General features: G+C 49.3%; 24 protein-coding genes and 1 pseudogene. 24 read left to right on the top strand and 1 reads right to left on the bottom strand.

The genetic code is table 11. The features are described 5' to 3' along the window. Positions 1-42 precede the first annotated feature (42 nt). On the top strand, positions 43-573 hold the full coding sequence (locus AC3EMD_RS28025; protein WP_040107921.1) for an antirestriction protein: 531 nt from the start codon (positions 43-45) through the stop codon (positions 571-573). A 37-nt stretch (positions 574-610) separates the two neighbouring features. Here AC3EMD_RS28025 and AC3EMD_RS28020 read toward each other — a convergent pair whose 3' ends face one another. Then, a complete protein-coding gene (locus AC3EMD_RS28020) occupies positions 611-1,090 on the bottom strand; it encodes a transglycosylase SLT domain-containing protein (RefSeq protein ID WP_040107922.1) in 480 nt (159 codons plus the stop codon). A 434-nt stretch (positions 1,091-1,524) separates the two neighbouring features. Between AC3EMD_RS28020 and traM the strand changes: the two genes are divergently transcribed. The 23 genes and pseudogenes from traM to trbC all read left to right on the top strand — a co-directional run bounded on the left by traM (position 1,525) and on the right by trbC (position 16,464). Further along, positions 1,525-1,917 (top strand): conjugal transfer relaxosome DNA-binding protein TraM, encoded by a 393-nt coding sequence (traM, locus tag AC3EMD_RS28015; RefSeq protein WP_047665760.1) that lies wholly within the window; start codon positions 1,525-1,527, stop codon positions 1,915-1,917. A gap of 206 nt (positions 1,918-2,123) precedes the next feature. Beyond that, positions 2,124-2,819 (top strand): transcriptional regulator TraJ family protein, encoded by a 696-nt coding sequence (locus tag AC3EMD_RS28010; RefSeq protein WP_072194100.1) that lies wholly within the window; start codon positions 2,124-2,126, stop codon positions 2,817-2,819. An 83-nt stretch (positions 2,820-2,902) separates the two neighbouring features. Further along, positions 2,903-3,274, top strand: a complete 372-nt coding sequence (locus AC3EMD_RS28005; protein WP_071885111.1) for a TraY domain-containing protein — start codon at positions 2,903-2,905, stop codon at positions 3,272-3,274. A gap of 53 nt (positions 3,275-3,327) precedes the next feature. Continuing rightward, positions 3,328-3,696, top strand: a complete 369-nt coding sequence (gene traA / locus AC3EMD_RS28000; RefSeq protein WP_047665762.1) for a type IV conjugative transfer system pilin TraA — start codon at positions 3,328-3,330, stop codon at positions 3,694-3,696. Between the two features lie 13 nt (positions 3,697-3,709). Continuing rightward, complete coding sequence (gene traL, locus AC3EMD_RS27995; RefSeq protein WP_004178059.1) at positions 3,710-4,015, top strand: type IV conjugative transfer system protein TraL; 306 nt, start codon at positions 3,710-3,712, stop codon at positions 4,013-4,015. A gap of 19 nt (positions 4,016-4,034) precedes the next feature. Beyond that, positions 4,035-4,601: a type IV conjugative transfer system protein TraE gene (gene traE / locus AC3EMD_RS27990; protein WP_047665763.1), complete on the top strand. Its 567-nt coding sequence runs from the start codon at positions 4,035-4,037 to the stop codon at positions 4,599-4,601. Beyond that, positions 4,588-5,328, top strand: coding sequence for a type-F conjugative transfer system secretin TraK (gene traK, locus AC3EMD_RS27985; RefSeq protein WP_302074205.1), 741 nt, complete (start codon positions 4,588-4,590; stop codon positions 5,326-5,328). The genes traE and traK overlap by 14 nt, the downstream gene beginning before the upstream one ends. Then, entirely contained in the window at positions 5,328-6,752 is a 1,425-nt protein-coding gene (gene traB, locus AC3EMD_RS27980) for an F-type conjugal transfer pilus assembly protein TraB (RefSeq protein ID WP_046622826.1), read from the top strand. Before traK ends, traB begins: the two co-directional genes overlap by 1 nt. Beyond that, the gene (gene traP / locus AC3EMD_RS27975; RefSeq protein ID WP_047665764.1) at positions 6,745-7,341 is read left to right on the top strand and encodes a conjugal transfer pilus-stabilizing protein TraP; all 597 of its coding nucleotides are present in this window, start codon (positions 6,745-6,747) and stop codon (positions 7,339-7,341) included. Before traB ends, traP begins: the two co-directional genes overlap by 8 nt. A gap of 22 nt (positions 7,342-7,363) precedes the next feature. Beyond that, positions 7,364-7,933, top strand: coding sequence for a type IV conjugative transfer system lipoprotein TraV (traV, locus tag AC3EMD_RS27970; protein ID WP_046622829.1), 570 nt, complete (start codon positions 7,364-7,366; stop codon positions 7,931-7,933). A 155-nt stretch (positions 7,934-8,088) separates the two neighbouring features. Beyond that, positions 8,089-8,487: a hypothetical protein gene (locus AC3EMD_RS27965; protein WP_223170083.1), complete on the top strand. Its 399-nt coding sequence runs from the start codon at positions 8,089-8,091 to the stop codon at positions 8,485-8,487. 28 nt (positions 8,488-8,515) lie between these two features. Then, complete coding sequence (locus AC3EMD_RS27960; RefSeq protein WP_046622830.1) at positions 8,516-8,806, top strand: hypothetical protein; 291 nt, start codon at positions 8,516-8,518, stop codon at positions 8,804-8,806. Between the two features lie 23 nt (positions 8,807-8,829). Continuing rightward, positions 8,830-9,048 (top strand): hypothetical protein, encoded by a 219-nt coding sequence (locus tag AC3EMD_RS27955; RefSeq protein WP_046622831.1) that lies wholly within the window; start codon positions 8,830-8,832, stop codon positions 9,046-9,048. Further along, positions 9,049-9,359: pseudogene (locus tag AC3EMD_RS27950) on the top strand (hypothetical protein). It abuts the gene before it with no gap. Between the two features lie 66 nt (positions 9,360-9,425). Continuing rightward, on the top strand, positions 9,426-9,830 hold the full coding sequence (locus AC3EMD_RS27945; protein WP_046622833.1) for a hypothetical protein: 405 nt from the start codon (positions 9,426-9,428) through the stop codon (positions 9,828-9,830). 191 nt (positions 9,831-10,021) lie between these two features. Further along, positions 10,022-10,264 (top strand): hypothetical protein, encoded by a 243-nt coding sequence (locus AC3EMD_RS27940; protein WP_071885119.1) that lies wholly within the window; start codon positions 10,022-10,024, stop codon positions 10,262-10,264. 7 nt (positions 10,265-10,271) lie between these two features. Further along, on the top strand, positions 10,272-10,670 hold the full coding sequence (locus AC3EMD_RS27935) for a hypothetical protein (protein WP_004153071.1): 399 nt from the start codon (positions 10,272-10,274) through the stop codon (positions 10,668-10,670). A gap of 71 nt (positions 10,671-10,741) precedes the next feature. Then, positions 10,742-13,381, top strand: coding sequence for a type IV secretion system protein TraC (traC, locus tag AC3EMD_RS27930; protein ID WP_046622834.1), 2,640 nt, complete (start codon positions 10,742-10,744; stop codon positions 13,379-13,381). Next, entirely contained in the window at positions 13,381-13,770 is a 390-nt protein-coding gene (gene trbI, locus AC3EMD_RS27925; RefSeq protein WP_046622835.1) for a type-F conjugative transfer system protein TrbI, read from the top strand. Before traC ends, trbI begins: the two co-directional genes overlap by 1 nt. Then, positions 13,770-14,396 carry a type-F conjugative transfer system protein TraW gene (traW, locus tag AC3EMD_RS27920; RefSeq protein ID WP_046622836.1) on the top strand — a complete coding sequence of 209 codons (627 nt, stop codon included), beginning with the start codon at positions 13,770-13,772 and terminating at the stop codon, positions 14,394-14,396. The genes trbI and traW overlap by 1 nt, the downstream gene beginning before the upstream one ends. Before the next feature lie 41 nt (positions 14,397-14,437). Then, entirely contained in the window at positions 14,438-14,827 is a 390-nt protein-coding gene (locus AC3EMD_RS27915; protein WP_032445235.1) for a hypothetical protein, read from the top strand. Beyond that, entirely contained in the window at positions 14,824-15,813 is a 990-nt protein-coding gene (gene traU / locus AC3EMD_RS27910; RefSeq protein ID WP_046622837.1) for a conjugal transfer pilus assembly protein TraU, read from the top strand. Before AC3EMD_RS27915 ends, traU begins: the two co-directional genes overlap by 4 nt. Positions 15,814-15,825: 12 nt before the next feature. Beyond that, on the top strand, positions 15,826-16,464 hold the full coding sequence (trbC, locus tag AC3EMD_RS27905) for a type-F conjugative transfer system pilin assembly protein TrbC (RefSeq protein WP_046622838.1): 639 nt from the start codon (positions 15,826-15,828) through the stop codon (positions 16,462-16,464). Positions 16,465-16,513 lie beyond the last annotated feature (49 nt).

The following is a 16,513-nucleotide window of genomic DNA, read 5'->3' as shown; positions in this document are numbered from 1 at the left end:
TGAAGTCGAACGTTTTAATAAACCGCGAAGGAGAAAATCAGTATGCGCACAATGAAAGTCAACACCGCCACTCGTGAATCAGACGAACAGTTTAAAACAGACAAATATCTGCGCTGTGCCGTAACCAATGGTAAAGCTCGCCTGGATTTTATCCCGGACCTCTTTTTTACGCCGTTAGCCGATAATATGGCCGCGAGCTGGTTACGCCAGCATTCTGAATACGACGGCGGTTCCTGGTCTTACTGGGTTATTCCACAGGGTGTTGGCGGGAATATTGCACCCAACAGCATCCAGTTCATTACCACGCAGACCGGATATATCGCACCAGAAGGTGAGCAGCGTTACAGGATGTGCATCCCGGGAAATTATTTCGAAGGTGAGGTCAGCGCCGATGCAGCAGGCATTATTGCCACGCTGATGATTATGAACAGGCTGTCCTGGCACGTGGCTGAAATGGGGCCGCAATATGACCAGATCTGCAGGCGTCTGGTTTCACGGCAGGATGCACTGAAGTATTATATCAGCATTATTCAGCATCCCGAACGGCATTTAATATGGCGGGCAATTGATTAATCACTTCCCTGTTCTGAAGACCTCATGAATGAGGTCTTCAGTTTTTTGTTAAAGATGACTGGCCGGCATTTTTATTTCTCTTGATAGCCAGGTAGATGGTCTCAATCTTCCTGGCGTACTCCAGTCGTCGTATGGCCTGCCTGTCCGTTCTCCGGAACCCGGCGTTGTAGGCGCCGACTGCCTCCCAGCTTACTCCCCATTTTTTAAAAGCCAGTGCCAGATAATAAGCACCGGTGTAAATATTCAGACAGGCATCAGTCAGAAGGTGTCCCGGTTTAATACCGTACTGCGACAGTTCACCCTGGTGTTGCGAGTCGATCTGCATCAGTCCGGCACCGTAGCCAGATCCCGGGTTTTTCCCGATGGCATTCACCTTCCATTTAGACTCCTGCCATGAAATAGCCCGCAGCAGATCGGGATCTATTCGATAGTCCCGTCCTGCCATATCAAAACAATCCGCAGACCAGGCAGGTGTGGAAATTAAAAGCAGGGTAGCTAATACCAGTTGTTTTCTCAAAAGACTCCCTCCGGGTCGGTTCCTGCAAATACGTTAACCCAGACCAGAACCAGACTCAACAGATATGCACTCCTCACCACAAAATCACCACACCCCACGCAAAATTAAAATTTTGCAGATTTATTATTTAAACCATAGAGTTATGGTGACTTAAATTACACTATCTTTCATTATGTAATATAAATATGAATCGCAGATGAATCGCTAACGACTCACTTATAAATCGTGGGTGAATCAGTAACGAATCAACTCTTATGAAATCTAGTTTTATTGGCGAATTGACTCTAGATTCAATTCGTGGTGTTATTCGCCATATGAATCGAGTTTAAGGGCGGTGAATCTAGATTCGAATCGCGAATTGAATCGTTGGTGAATCGTCTAAGTTGGTTGGCTGTAAATAGTATCGAGATTTCTTTTTATATTAAGGGATGGATATGGCAAAGATACAGGCATATGTTAGCGATGAAGTTGCTGAAAAAATTAATGCCATTGTGGAAAAACGGAAAGTTGAGGGCGCCAGGGAGAAAGATGTTAGTTTTTCCAGTGTGTCTACGATGCTTGTCGAGTTAGGCTTGAGGGTTTATGAAGCGCAAATGGAAAGGAAAGAAAGCGGCTTTAATCAGATGGCTTTCAATAAGGTTTTGCTTGAAACAGTTTTGAAGACGCAATTTGCAACCAACAAAATTTTGGGAATTTCTTGTTTGAGTCCACATATCTCTGGCAACCAAAAATTTGAGTGGCGATTTATGATTGATACCATTCTGGAAGACACTAAAGAAGTGGTCGATACATTCTTTCCAGAATCAGAAGATGGTGACGAAAAGTAAACTACACAGCATTCAGTTATATAGATTATTAAACTAAAATATAAAAAATAAAAGCGGAATGATCTGCGTATTTTTAGTGACAGGGAAGTGGGTTACATTTATCATAGTTTGAGAGGCTCAGGTCTCACAAAATTTGAGAATCGCTGATGTGAAGGGTTGGCCCCCTTCACATCAGCTGCCCATAGAATCCTGTTGAGGAGGCTCCTATGTGTTCGATGGATCGTATTGAAAACACCAACTGTAGTCAATTGGATTTCTTTCGTGAAATGCAATTAACTGTCAACCTTTCTAGCCATCCTGCTTGTATAAGGCTCCGTGATGGATCCTTTTCCCATTTCAATCATTCTTTCGCTACAACTTTTCTGCACAATATTAACGTTAACATATGGTTTAACCGTCTGGAAATCTCCTCTTCTTTACGTCTGTCAGCTCTTGACGCCGAAGTTTACTCAGGCGATCGAAAAATGCTCGTTGAGGAAAATTTGCCCATTAATGGGAACCGATGGGATTTTATAATAGAACGGATGTCATTTGATGGAGCGGAGTTCACTCTGTGGAAGTTCTGTCATCTTCAACGAGGTGGTTTTTTACTATCTCCTGTTCGCTCTGGTTTTATAAAAAAACTCAACGAATTTAAAAATGCACTCGGTTTTTTAACTGATGTTCAGATTGAGACTCTGGCTCTATATTCTTTGGGTGCCTCCCACAATCAGATTTCAGAGGTTTTAAATATAGCGATTGGAACATCGAAGAACAGGGTTAATCGTATTCTTGCAGCTTTACCAATCCGCACGAGAGAAGAGGTTTTTTATTTTTTATTCGCCAGTGGAATGGCCTTTTCATTCTGTAAGGTTGTTACGGAATTAATTGGAAGTCGCGTTAATAAATTGTTAAATAAATAGTGACCTTTTGTCTATTGTGTTAAGGGGTTTTATTTGTGAGACTACTCCTATTGAAAAGTAGAGTGGAGGTGCAAGTGAGGCGAATGACTACTCGTCCGGCATTAGGTCCATGCGTAAGTTTTAAACTTGATGAAGATACGCATCTGAAATTGGTAAACGCCAAAGAGAGAAGCGGACGTAGTAAGGCTGGGGAGGTTGTGCTTAGGGTTAAGGATCACCTTTTACGCTATCCAGATTTTTATCCAACTGTAACCTATAAGAGTGTGAGTTTTGGTCCTGTTGTTATGGCCCGCTTTGATGAGGATACAAACAAAAAACTGATTGCAGCTAAAAATAAAAGTAACAGAAGCAAGTCGCATGAAGTTTATCTTCGTCTCAAAGCGCATCTGTCCGAATTTCCTGATTTTTATAGCTCTGAAGTCGAAGTGATAAGGAGGTCTGTATCTGAAACATAAGTAGTCCCGAAGGTATTACCATTTAAACATTATCTATTTAAAAGGAAATAAATATGAATGCTGTATTAAGTGTTCAGGGCTCTGCTGTCCCTGAAGAAACCAAACCGTCTTTTCTGTCTCGCGTTTTCAATAAAAAGAAAGCCCTGAAAGTCGCTAAAGTTGCGCTGCCGGTTGCTGCTGTGGCGGCGTTCTTCCCGGATGCTGCGATGGCCACCACCACGGCAACCGACCTGATGAAGTCCGGGGATGCGACCGTTAAAGGCACGTTTGGTAAGCAATCCAGCGTCGTCAAATGGGTGGTTCTGGCAGAAGTCGTCGCCGGCGGCATCATGTACATGATGACCAAAAACGTGAAGTTCCTGTTTGGCTTCGCGATTATTTCCACCTTTATCACCATCGGTATGTCGGTCGCCGGTTACTGACAGGAAGCACGTGATGACGGGAGACGAATTAAAGCGATACCGTTTCCCGGAAACACTGACTAACCAGTCCCGCTGGTTTGGCTTATATCTCGATGAACTTATCCCGGCCGTGATTTGTCTCGGCTGGGGTTTCTGGACCAGCAAGTTCATTTTTGGTATGGCTGCAGCGGCACTGGTTTTCTGGGGTATCAAGAAACTGAAAAAAGGGCGGGGCAGTTCCTGGCTACGCGACCTGATTTACTGGTATCTGCCAACCTCCCTTCTTAAAGGTTTCTTTCATGATGTCCCGGACTCCTGTTTCCGGCAGTGGATTAAATAAATCAACGGGGAAATAACATATGGAACATGGTGCCAGACAAAATACCACCCGCGTTATCGCTGTGGGATTTATCAGTCTGGGGACACTCCTGACCCTCAGTCTTGCGACCAATATTATCCAGGGCATAAATAATTACCGTCTTCAGACGGAACAGAAAGTGGCAGTGACACCGATGTTATTCAGTGCCCCCTTTGCGGTCTCTCAGAACCAGGCTGACGCTTCTTATATTGAGCAGCTGGGCATGTCCTTTGTTGCCCTGCGTCTGAATGTCACCCCGGAAACGGTTGATGCCCAGCATCAACAGCTTCTCCGGTATGTATTACCCGCCTCGCAGAACAGCCTCAAGGTCCAGCTGGCTGAAGATGCGAAACGCATTAAAGACAATAACGTTAATTCCACCTTTTATATGACGTCGATGCGTGCCTGGCCGGCAGAGAACCGCGTGGATATCCGGGGTGAGCTGAAAACGTGGATTGGGGATTCCAAACCCTACAGTGAAATTAAAAGCTATGTCATTCAGTTCAGTCGTGTCGATGGTGTCAGCTGGCTGGCGCGTTTTGGAGAAATAAATAATGAAAAAAATTAACCCGTTATTTATTTCAGGCTGTCTGCTGTTGGCCGCCCCCGCGATGTCCGCGACCCTCAGCGGTACGCTGGCGCCGACAGTGGTCCCCCTGACCAATGGCGGTCAGGCAAATATTGCCGTGAGTAACACCGACCCGAATCTGTTCACAGTACCTGGCGATCGCATCACGGCGATAAACAGCCTGGACGGTGGCCTGACAAACCATGAGCAGACCGACAGCGGCGGCGCCATTCTGGCGACCGTCAGTAAAAAACCATTCACCTTCATTGTGGAAACCGAACGCGGGCTGAACTTCTCCATTCGTGCCGTGCCCCGAGCGGGCTCAGGCCGGACTATTCAGCTGGTTAGCGAGCTGGCGGGGACACCCGGTCCGGCAAAAGCCTGGGAAGAGTCGAACCCCTATGAATCGTTACTGGTTTCGCTGAATCGCGCCGTGCGCCAGGGCAGCGTACCCGATGAGTATCAGTCTGTCCCCGTCACCTCTGAAGTGCTGCAGGTGCCGGCTGGTCTGCGCGCCACTGCCGACAGGGTCTGGGTCGGCCACCACCTGAAAGTTGTCCGTTACAGTCTGGATAACGTCTCCCTGTCGGCCCGTATGGTGCGTGAAAGCGATTTCTGGCAGCCCGGAACACGTGCCGTCATGTTCAGTACCCCGGCGGGCCTGCTGACTGCCGGTGGTCGCATGCAGATCTGGGTCACGACGTCAGATGAAGGAGTGAAGCGCTGATGGCCAACTTCAACACGCTGATCAAACGTAAGCAATATATCTGGCTGGGACTCATTCTGGCGGGCGGCGCAGCAGCAGTCGGAGGCGGGCTGTATCTGTCAGATCTGAACATGAGCTCTGATGAGGAAGCCCCGGCTCAGGGCGAACCCGCGCCGGATATGACCGGGGTGGTCGACAGCAGCTTCAACAGTAAGGTGGAGCAGCACGCGACAACAGAAATGCAGGCGACGGCTGCTGATCTCAACAAGCGTTTTGACTCCCTGCAGGGGGAAGTGGATCTACTGAGTAAGGCGCGAACCGCTGACCAGATACGTATCGACAAACTCAGCAGTGATAATGATGCCATGCAGACTCAGCTGAAGGCGCTGGGCGTGAAACCGGCTGTCTCTGGTGGCGAGCCCGCGCCGACTCCTCCGTCACCGCCACCCGGTCCGGAAGGGGAGCCGCAGCCAGCCAGTTATCCGCCGCAGACCGGCGCCGCGGTACCGCCTCCGACGGCATTCTATCCGGGGAATGGTATGACACCGCCGCCGCAGGTCAGCTACCAGTCTGTGCCGGTACCAAACCAGATACAGCGTAAAACGTTCAGTTACGACAAAGGAAAGAAAGCAAAGTCATTGCCGTACATTCCGTCGGGGAGCTTTGCAAAAAGCACGCTTATCGAGGGGGCAGATGCCAACGCGTCTGTTACCGGGAATGAATCAACTGTACCGATGCAGCTGCGTATCACCGGTCGTGTGGAAATGCCAAACAGCAAAACCTACGACCTGACAGGGTGTTTTGTGGGGCTTGAAGCCTGGGGCGATGTATCGAGTGAGCGCGCCATTGTCCGTACCCGCAATATCAGCTGTATCAAAGGTGATAAAACCATCGATCAGCCCATTAACGGCCACGTGTCCTTTATGGGGAAAAACGGGGTTAAGGGAGAGGTGGTGATGCGTAACGGAAAAATCCTCGGCTGGGCATGGGGGGCCGGTTTTGTTGACGGGATTGGTCAGGGCATGGAACGGGCTTCACAGCCGGCAGTTGGCCTGGGGGCAACCGCATCTGTTGGCGCCGGTGATGTTCTGAAAATGGGCGTCGGCGGTGGTGCATCTAAAGCTGCGCAGACGCTGAGCGAGTACTACATCAAAAGGGCCGAGCAGTATCACCCGGTCATTCCGATTGGTGCCGGCAACGAAGTGACGGTCGTGTTCCAGGATGGATTCCAGCTGAAAACGATTGAAGAACTGGAAGCGGAAAAGAACGGGCAACAGCAGGCTCAGAATCAGGAGGCGGAGCCGGCACCGCAGGCTGATGCACATCATCAGTCAGGCGGCGGTATGAACGGATTCAATACTGACGAGATGCTGAAGAAGCTGGGCAAACTTGATCCGCGTGAGTTCTCTCCGGGCGCAGCGCCGCAGGGGGAAAATAATGGCTAAGTCTCTCATTACTGCTGTTCTGTCAGCACTGCGCTGGGCTCACTGGTTGGTTAAGTGTGCGGTGGTGTATCCGCTGGCCATGATGATGTTACTGGTTGTTCTGGTGTTCCGGACGGGACCGTACACGTTCGGCCAGACACTGGTGAAAACCGTAGAGTCTGTGCAGCAGGAGGGATATGTCATTCAGGACTGCACGGGGCCGAAAGAACTTAATGGTGATGCGGTGAACGCACCACTGCCTCCGGTTTTACAGGAAGCCTGTACCACCGTCAGTACGGATGCGGCAGGGTATGCAGCATATATCGACCAGAGCTATACGCATAATATTCTCTGGCTCTGGCTGCTGATGGCGGTGGTGTTTACCGGGATCGCTGTGGTTTTCCGTCGGACTCCTGTCCGCAGGGGGATCATACGGAAAAACGGTGTTGTCGTCGGAGAGTCTGATTCGGGTTCTTCAGGGCTGATTCTAGCCCGATCTGATGTCAGCCAGATTAAGCGTGTTTACGATGAAATGAGTCCGGGTGAAGGGGATAAATTTGTTCGGGCGATTAAGGAAAATACCCAAGTCAGGATGAACCTGAAGAAATAACCGATAAATAGCGAGAAATATCATGAAGGAATTAATGCTGTTAATTCCTCTGGGCAGCGCTTTGCTCTTAACCGGGTGTGCGGGCACAGAGACCGAATTTCAATGTAATGCCACGACGTCGGATACCTGTATGACGATGGAACAGGCAAATGAAAAAGCGAAGCTGAAAGAGGAACGCAGTGACGCAAAGCCGGTTGCGGCCGGGTTGCCACAACTGGCTGAGGGTAATTTCAGAACAACGTCAGTTAATTCGTACCCGTTGCCGCCACAGCCAAATTTAATGCAGTCCAGAACAACGACAACGGTACCGACTAATACAGTAACGTCAGGATTTCTGACTAATAACAGAATAGTCAGTGCGCCGGTATATCGGCCCGTGGCTGTAGCGCCAGCTGTTCGGCCGGTCAGTGTATCAACTTTTACATCTCCGGTAACGGCTCCTGGTAACTATCCCCGGCCATTAAGAAAAGGGGAGGAGACAACGTCATTGTGGATAGCGCCGTATGTGGATGCAGATGATGTATATCACCAGCCAGCAACGGTTCTTTTTGTCGTGACACCATCGGCGTGGGGACAACCTCGCCTTAATTGATTCACAGCGCCATTACTGGCGCTGCAGTAAGTTTTCATTTCTGAATTATAACGAGTGCCCTCTGCGTTGAAAGGGATGGGCGGTAGCGTGCTCAGACGCAGATATTACGCTCATGTATCTTTGTGTAAGGCGTTATTTAAATAGGTGGGTTGATTATGATTAATCTCTTAACATTCTCTTATAAGCTTGTTCGGGCTGACTCCTTTTATATATTTTATTTTTTTCTCGCTATTGGTATGGGAGTGATAGTTGGATTTTTTGCATCAAGGGCGTTTGAGAGAAGGGTGTGGCGCGTATGCATGTTCTCTGGGGTTTTAATTCTTCATGTTATAACTGCCCTTGTTATTTTGTCACCAGAGGATGCTTATAAGGAAATGATTTTAAGAAAAAAGAATACAATGAATACATTAACAAATTGCAAGATATCAGCTTTTGATGCTAAACAAGGAATTAATGGGCGCAAAGATGCCTGGTCCTGTCCTGACGGAACAACCCGCTACCTTCCCGTTAAGTACAGGCCAGAAGGAAGTTTATCTGAAAATAAAGTGCAATGATGTTATTTACTGAAAGGAAAAGCTTGTTATGAGAGAGTTATTCGGATGGGCGATGATGCTGGTATTTTTTTTGGCAGGTTATAGCCTGCTGTTTTCTACTGACAGTAATACAGTGCCCGAAGCTCTTTCTCATCACTGGAAAAATGACTGCCGGTTGCTTGAGACTAATATTGATAAAGGGTTTTTCTCTCCTGCGCAAAATCGACTTCAGTGTGGTGATGTTATTGAAAATGTCAGCAAGGCTGATTATGACAGAGCGATAAGTGGTGATAAGCAAACAACTATCGCAGAGGCAATGAAAGAAATATTCATTCGTTAATATATAAACAGAGGCAATAAAGTATGCATGCCTTTATTTTTCTGGTGCTGATGACGCCGAGTAGTGGTGGTGGAATTTGGGATATTACTCCCATGCCTAATACAGATGTCCGCATAAAAATGCTACGGGTACTCGAAGCACGTGGAAGCAGAGGTTACGGAAGTAATACAGGAGAGTGCATTGAAATTAAAACCCGCGAGCCTTTGAGCAGCGTGATAGAAACATTGAGTGAGGGTGGTTAAATGGCTGAATACCAGTTAAGTTTTGATGGTTTTGTTCGACTTTTTTTGCAATGGCAATCATTATCTGTGGTTACGGCTATGTAATTATTGGTGTTTTTATAAGAGATACGCTTGCCTATATTTTAATGTTGTTTGGGCTTGCTGGTCTCAGTGCTTTATTTTCTTTCATGGTGTTTAAGGATAAAAACATGTGGGCGGACTCTCCTGATTTGACGCTGTCAGTAATAACGGGTTTTTTTACGGCCACAGTGATCTTTTATATGTTTTATGTCTTGATTTATTCCTTTGATCGGATGGGGGCAGGTGAATAGTAAGACCGATGGTCAGTATTAACAATCTCACGTTATTTGAAAGTATGCAGCATAAGGAATAAGAAAGTGAAAGCGTACTATATACTTGGACATAACGTTGCATGGCTTAACGGTATATGCCTGATTCTTTTTGTTATTGGTGTGGTCGGTGCGCTGGCAATGGTTGCCATCCCTGAAAAATTCAATCTTCGAGTTAACAGAGGCGATACATTCATATACTGTGCGCTTATAGCGGTGGTTGGGTTTTGCGGGATGTTCGTTATCTCCATTCACTCATTTTCGATGGATGAACTTGAAGCAGGTAGACACTGGAAAGACGACTGCAAGACACTTGAAGTAAACATATCGACAGGCGCTTTTACCAGCCCTGTTAATAAACTGGACTGTGATGGTATCATCATTAATGTGCCTGATGGGCGGTATTATTCGTATATCCATCAGTGGGAATTATATAAAGCTAACTCAAAATGAAATGCTGATTAACAAACAGGATTGACCGGTAGAGATAGAACAATGGAAAGACAACAAGAAATTGAAGAGCGCTCCCGGGATTTAATAAGAAAGGCCGATGAAAAAGAAAGGCAAGAATTGAAACGTTTTAAACTGCGATATGGTATTTTTTTTTGGTTTTTCTTTTTCTTGTGCCAGCTGGATGTTTTTTTGTGCAATATGAAGATTTTCGTGATATGCAGCCCGCCACTCCAGAACAACTGAAAAGTATTATTCATGACACACCTTGCGCGGCTGAGGCTTTTCGGATGGTTCTTCAAGCTAATACTGTCACTTCGTCAGCGACATTAACTTTTGGTGACGCCAAAAAAATGGCCTCAGAATGCAAGGATAAAGAAGAGGTTAAAGCAGTACGTGAAAAACAACTTAACGCACTGAACTCTATGAGCAAATAATCAGGGGGTGGATATGATGCTGTTTTTTAGAAAGTATGGATTTTTGTTTATCCCTCCAGTCTACTGGCTCATCTATCTGGGAGCCAGGCTGACTTACAATGGACTGGCAGGAGAGTATTCTCCTGATTTCTTTCAGGGTATTCGACATGAAGGCATCTATATTATCTGTAGTTTGTGTATCTTTTATTTTTTCTGCTTAGAGGTGGAAGTTAGTGATGGGGAGTTCTCAGCGAACATTCTGTTCCTGATTGTTTTCTTTCATGTGGTTTTATTATTTATCACTCTGCTTATTTGTTTGTGGCAAGGGGCGATGTTATTGGATGCGATCTTTATGGGTCAGATTATTGCCTCCATGTGTTTATTGTTTTTCATTCCTGTGCTTTCCATTATAAGAAGGAGTTTCTAGTGCGGCTATGAATATTCTTCTTGCCATTTATTACCCTTGTTATTTTGAAATGCTTTTAAAGGAACGACCGCATGAGTAATAACATCATTGATACCGTCACCCAGGCTGTGAATTCACTCGTATCAGCACTGAAGCTGCCCGACGAATCCGCTAAAGCCAATGACACGCTGGGTAGCATGAATTTCCCCCAGTTCAGCCGTATTCTGCCCTATAAGGATTATGATTCCGCGACCGGTCTGTTTATTAATAACAAAACCGTCGGTTTTATGTTTGAGGCGCGTCCTTTACCCGGTGCGGATAAAAGTATCGTCGCCACACTGGAGCATTTACTGCGCAGCAAACTTCCCCGGGGCGTCCCGGTCAGTTTTCATCTGGTCTCCAGCAAACTGGTCGGCAATGATATCGACTATGGTCTGCGCGAATTCCGCTGGAGTGGTAAACAGGCTAAGAAGTTTAACGCCATTACCCAGGCCTACTACCTCCGGGCAGCGGAGACGAAGTTCCCCCTGCCTCCTGAACTGGATTTGCCCCTGACGCTGCGTAACTACCGCGTGTACATCTCCTGCTGCGTACCCAGGAAGAAGAACTCCACCACGCAAATTGTGGAGATGGAGAACCAGATAAAAATCCTGCGGGCGTCACTGGGCGGTGCCTATATTCCGACGCGTATCCTTGATGCTGCCGGGCTGGTCGAACTGATGCGTGAGCTGATAAACCCGGACCCGCACGAGATGTACCGCGTACCGTATAAGCTGGACCCCTATCAGGATCTGAACTATCAGTGTGTCGATGACAGCTTTGATATGCAGGTCACCGCCGGTCATCTGAAAATTGGCCGCCTGGGGCGCGACGGGAAAGAGTGCGTGACCCGGGTGACGAGCTACCATCTGGAGAGTGATCCGGAAATGGCCTTCCTCTGGACCGCTGCGGACAACTACGCCAACCTGCTTAACCCGGAGCTCTCCATTTCCTGTCCCTTTGTCATCACGCTGACGCTGATGGTGGAGGACCAGGTGAAGACCCAGAACGAAGCCAACCTGAAGTTCATGGACGTGGAGAAGAAAAGCAAAACCTCCTACGCGAAGTACTTTCCGAACGTGATAAAGGAAATGCAGGAGTGGGGCGATATCCGCCAGCGACTGGCGACCAACCAGACCTCCCTGGTGTCCTATTTCTTTAATATCACCACGTACACCGCAGACAGCACAGAGGCCTCTCTCGCCGCTGAACAGCAGGTGCTCAACAGCTACCGTAAAGGCGGTTTCCAGCTTATCCCGGCCCGCTACCATCACCTGCGTAACTTTCTGGCCATGATGCCGTTCAAGTGTGGTGAGGGCCTGTTTAAAGAGCTGCAGGCGGCAGGCGTGGTTAAGCGGGCGGAGACGTTCCAGGTGGCTAACCTCCTGCCGATCGTCGCTGACAGCCCGCTGGCGCCGGCGGGACTCCTTGCGCCCACCTACCGAAATCAGCTGGCGTTCATCGACCTGTTCTACGAGGGAATGAACAATACCAATTTCAACATGGCGGTCTGCGGGACGTCCGGGGCAGGTAAAACTGGTCTGATTCAGCCCCTCATTCGCAGTGTGCTCGACTCAGGTGGGTTTGCCTGGGTGTTCGACATGGGGGATGGCTATAAGTCCCTGTGTGAAAACATGGGGGGCGTATATCTCGATGGCGATACCCTCAAGTTTAACCCGTTCGCCAACGTGCTGGATGATGCTCACTTCGACATGTCAGCAGAACGTATACGCGATCAGATGTCGGTCATGGCCAGTCCGAACGGCAACCTGGATGAAGTCCATGAAGGCCTGCTTCTGCAGGCAGTGCAGGCGGCCTGGTTAAGCAAACGTAATCATGCACGCGTTGATGACGTAGTGCAGTTTTTACAGGACGCGAAGGACAGCGATGAATATGCTGATTCCCCAACAATCCGGGGCCGTCTGGACGAGATGATAATCCTGCTCGATCAGTACACGGTAAATGGGATCTACGGGGACTATTTCAACTCAGATAAACCAACACTCCACGAAGATGCCCGGATGGTGGTACTGGAGCTCGGTGGCCTGGAGTCGCGGCCATCTCTGCTTATCGCTGTGATGTTCTCATTGATTATTTACATCGAGAACAGGATGTATCAGTCACCGCGTGGCCTGAAAAAACTGAACGTCATCGATGAAGGCTGGAAGCTCCTTGATTTCAAAAATGAAAAAGTGGGTCAGTTCATCGAGAAAGGCTACCGTACCGCGCGTCGACATACCGGCGCATACATCACCATCACGCAGAACATCGTGGACTTCGACTCCCCGACCGCCTCCAGCGCCGCACGTGCAGCGTGGGGGAACTCATCGTACAAGGCCATTCTGAAACAGTCAGCGAAGGAATTTGCCAAGTATAACCAGCTGTACCCGGATCAGTTCAGCAAGCTGGAGAAAGACATGATTAACGGCTTCGGTTCGGCAAAAGAGCAGTGGTTCTCCTCTTTTATGCTCCAGGTGGAAGCGAACTGCTCCTGGCACCGCCTGTTCGTCGACCCGCTCAGCCGGGCGATGTACTCCTCAAAAGGCCCGGATTTTGAGTACATGAAAGCGCGCCGGGAAGAGGGGGTCGATATCCACGATGCGGTGTACGGCCTCGCGTGTCGCAACTTTAAAGAAGAAATGGCTGAGCTTGAATCCCGAATACCGGTGAATGACATGGAGGATAAACAGTGATGAAAAACTACACCGAACAACCGGTCAGTACGACCTCTCATACCTTTCGCCGGATACCCGTCATCGTTGCTCTCGTGCTTTTCGCCCTGGCAACCAGCGCGTTTCTCTCACGCGTGGTTCTGGAGTACTCCACGCCTCGGGTGGTGGCTTTTGATATGAAGAAGACGCTCGACAGCTTTATGGACAGTGTCAGTCAGAAGCAGCTGACAGAGGCGCAGTCAAAAGCGCTCTCTGATCGGTTTAACGACGCGCTGGAGAAGAGTCTGGCGGAGTATCAGCAGCAGCATCATGTGGTCATTCTGGTTTCACCTGCCGTGGTTCAGGGCGCGCCCGATGTGACCCGCAACATCCAGCACGACATTGCCCGCCGGATGAAAGGAGAACAGTAATGTTACGACTGAAAGGCTGTCTGCTCGCCGCCTGTCTGCTATCGCCGCTGACTCAGGCGGCTGATCTCGGTACCTGGGGGGATTTATGGCCCGTCCGGGAGCAGGACATGCTGCAGCTCATCACGCAGCGTCTGCAGTCACTGCAATCCTCTGGCCAGTGGGACCAGACGATGGATGCGTTTAAGCAGCGGGTTATCGAGAACAGTCAGCGTCCGGCGCCGGTGGAAGGCATTAAGCGTGCGGAGAAATACGAGCAGCGCTGGTTTGATCCCAGCATCCGCCTGACCGAAGACCTGAAGGACAATGAGGGGCGGGTGTTTGCCCGCAAGGGCGATGTGATGAACCCGCTTAAAACCGTACCGTTTGTCCAGACTCTGTACTTCATCAATGGTGACGATGCCGACCAGCTGGCCTGGATGAAGCGTCAGGTGCCGGAAACCCTGATGAGCAAAATTATCCTGGTGCGTGGCAGTATCCCGGACACCTCCGCAGCGCTGGACAGCCGGATCTATTTCGACCAGAACGGCGTACTGAGCAAGCGATTTGGCCTGACGGCGGTCCCGGCGCGGATCACGCCGGCGCCCTCCGGTGAACGGCTGAATATTGAGGTGTTTCCCGTCCGTTGACCCGTACGATTCCGTATTACGATTATTTGTCAGGTGATTATATGACTATTACCGAGATTGCTCTCGCAGCATTAATTGTTGTTCAGTGGCTTACGGTGGTTCGACAAAATAAAGAAATTAACCACCGACGTGAATGTGAAAGACTTCTGAAAGAAAGAATTGACGATTATGAAATACAGAAGGGGCGGTATTGTCGGTATGTTGAAGGAAAAGCAAAGTATCTCATCAGCGATATGGAAAAGGATTTGGATGAGCTTTTTCTTTTAAAACCACATGATGAGGACTCGTTCTGGCGTAAGGTTTACAGGCTGGAGTTTATTTCCAACGTGCTGAAGGAGTTCGCTAAGGGACAGGATTTAAAAAAGCAGAAAGAAATAATCGATGGTGTAAACAACATCTGGGAAAAATTCAGGGGAAGGGATAATCAATGAGAAAAATATCATTTTTGTTTATCCTCCTGTTTTTTTCGTTAGTCCCTCAGGTACATGCAGATCCGTCGTGTGAAGGTCGATTCGTCAACCCGATCACCGATGTGTGCTGGCGCTGCATATTTCCTTTATCACTCGGCAGCGTGCAGGTTGGTAAAGGCGATCTGCCTGATACCAGCAATCCGGGTAGTCCCCTGCAGCTGTGTCCGGCGCCGCCACCGCTTTTTGTTCGTCCCGGCCTGGCCATCGGGTACTGGGAACCGATGGCCATGACGGACGTCAGCCGTTCGCCAGGCTGTATGGTCAATCTGGGGGGCTTCAGTATCAATCTCGGCAAGACCGGCATGGGGACCGCGAGAAAGGACGATAAGCAGGTGAACGGCGCCTTCTATCACGTTCACTGGTACAAGTACCCGCTGACGTACTGGCTGAACATCATCACTTCGGCAGGGTGTCTGGAAGGCGGAGACATGGATATTGCCTATCTGTCCGAGATTGACCCGACCTGGGTGGACAGCAGCCTCACCACCATCCTGAATCCGGAAGCCATCCTGTTTGCCAACCCCATCGCGCAGGGCGCCTGCGCAGCGGATGCGCTGGCCAGTGCATTCCATATGCCACTGGATGTGCTCTTCTGGTGTGGTGGAAGTCACGGCTCACTTTACCCGTTTAACGGCCAGGTCAGTAATGAGTCCAGCCCGCTGCAGTCGTCGGTACTGGTCAGTGAGCGTATGGCCTTCAAGCTCCACCGGCAGGGACAAATTATGGAGAGTATCGGGAAGGACAAGGCAGTCTGTTACGAATATCCCTCCCCGATCATCCCGAAAGAGCGCTGGCGCTATCAGATGGTGAACATGTATCCGGACAGTGGTCAGTGCCATCCGCTTGGACGCAGCGTGATGCGCTGGGAGGCCGGCAAAAATCCACCCAACACCCGCAAGAACTACGGCTATCTGATGTGGCGTAAACGCAATTGTGTCTTTCTCTGACAGGAGTCTCTCATGAAATTAATGAATCTGTTTATGGTCATGCTTTTGCTGAACGGACGAGCAGTGTTGGCTGAAACTTCCTCGGTTACAGACAGGGAATGGCTGAAGCAGCAGGAGAACCTCAGCGAACAGCTGCGCCAGCATCCGGATAAACAGCTGCAGCAGGAGCTTGAGGCGCAAATCAGCCGTAATCCTCTGCCCAAATCTGACCGCCAGTTTATCGATAATCTGGTCAGCCAGCAGAAAGCGGCGAATCAGGAAAAGCCGGCAGAAGGGGCGCTGTACTTTGTCTCCTTCTCGATACCTGAAGAGGGGCTGAAGCGGATGCTGCACGAAACCCGGCTGTATGGTATTCCGGCGACACTGCGCGGGCTCGTCAATAACGACATGAGGACTACCACTGACGCGGTGCTGCAGCTGGTGAAGGATGGCGTGACCGACGGGGTGCAGATCGACCCGACACTGTACACGCAGTACGGCATCCGGAGTGTGCCGTCTCTGGTGGTGCGGTGTCAGGCCGGGTATGACGTGGTACGCGGTAACATTCACGTCAAACAGGCGCTGGAGAAAGTCGCACAAACCGGTGACTGCGCACAGGTGGCCCGGCAGATGCTTGATGCGCCCTCGAATGCCGCCGGGAGCCTGCCATGAAAGATAAACCGTACTTCATGGCGTTACCGGAAATGGTGAGGGATGAGGG

The sequence above is a fragment of the Klebsiella sp. PK18 genome, assembly GCF_057784655.1.
Note: the sequence above shows the minus strand (reverse complement) of the source record. Positions and strands in the feature narration are given on the sequence as shown.

Coding starts and splice junctions, on each gene's coding strand:
- traM (WP_047665760.1), top strand. CDS start 1,525: ATGGCAAAGATACAGGCATATGTTAGCGATGAAGTTGCTGAAAAAATT.
- AC3EMD_RS27955 (WP_046622831.1), top strand. CDS start 8,830: ATGCATGCCTTTATTTTTCTGGTGCTGATGACGCCGAGTAGTGGTGGT.
- traU (WP_046622837.1), top strand. CDS start 14,824: ATGAGAAAAATATCATTTTTGTTTATCCTCCTGTTTTTTTCGTTAGTC.
- AC3EMD_RS28005 (WP_071885111.1), top strand. CDS start 2,903: ATGACTACTCGTCCGGCATTAGGTCCATGCGTAAGTTTTAAACTTGAT.
- AC3EMD_RS28010 (WP_072194100.1), top strand. CDS start 2,124: ATGTGTTCGATGGATCGTATTGAAAACACCAACTGTAGTCAATTGGAT.
- traV (WP_046622829.1), top strand. CDS start 7,364: ATGAAGGAATTAATGCTGTTAATTCCTCTGGGCAGCGCTTTGCTCTTA.
- traC (WP_046622834.1), top strand. CDS start 10,742: ATGAGTAATAACATCATTGATACCGTCACCCAGGCTGTGAATTCACTC.
- traK (WP_302074205.1), top strand. CDS start 4,588: ATGAAAAAAATTAACCCGTTATTTATTTCAGGCTGTCTGCTGTTGGCC.
- traP (WP_047665764.1), top strand. CDS start 6,745: ATGGCTAAGTCTCTCATTACTGCTGTTCTGTCAGCACTGCGCTGGGCT.
- trbI (WP_046622835.1), top strand. CDS start 13,381: ATGAAAAACTACACCGAACAACCGGTCAGTACGACCTCTCATACCTTT.
- traE (WP_047665763.1), top strand. CDS start 4,035: ATGGAACATGGTGCCAGACAAAATACCACCCGCGTTATCGCTGTGGGA.
- traW (WP_046622836.1), top strand. CDS start 13,770: ATGTTACGACTGAAAGGCTGTCTGCTCGCCGCCTGTCTGCTATCGCCG.
- AC3EMD_RS27965 (WP_223170083.1), top strand. CDS start 8,089: ATGATTAATCTCTTAACATTCTCTTATAAGCTTGTTCGGGCTGACTCC.
- traB (WP_046622826.1), top strand. CDS start 5,328: ATGGCCAACTTCAACACGCTGATCAAACGTAAGCAATATATCTGGCTG.
- AC3EMD_RS28025 (WP_040107921.1), top strand. CDS start 43: ATGCGCACAATGAAAGTCAACACCGCCACTCGTGAATCAGACGAACAG.
- traA (WP_047665762.1), top strand. CDS start 3,328: ATGAATGCTGTATTAAGTGTTCAGGGCTCTGCTGTCCCTGAAGAAACC.
- trbC (WP_046622838.1), top strand. CDS start 15,826: ATGAAATTAATGAATCTGTTTATGGTCATGCTTTTGCTGAACGGACGA.
- traL (WP_004178059.1), top strand. CDS start 3,710: ATGACGGGAGACGAATTAAAGCGATACCGTTTCCCGGAAACACTGACT.
- AC3EMD_RS27960 (WP_046622830.1), top strand. CDS start 8,516: ATGAGAGAGTTATTCGGATGGGCGATGATGCTGGTATTTTTTTTGGCA.
- AC3EMD_RS27915 (WP_032445235.1), top strand. CDS start 14,438: ATGACTATTACCGAGATTGCTCTCGCAGCATTAATTGTTGTTCAGTGG.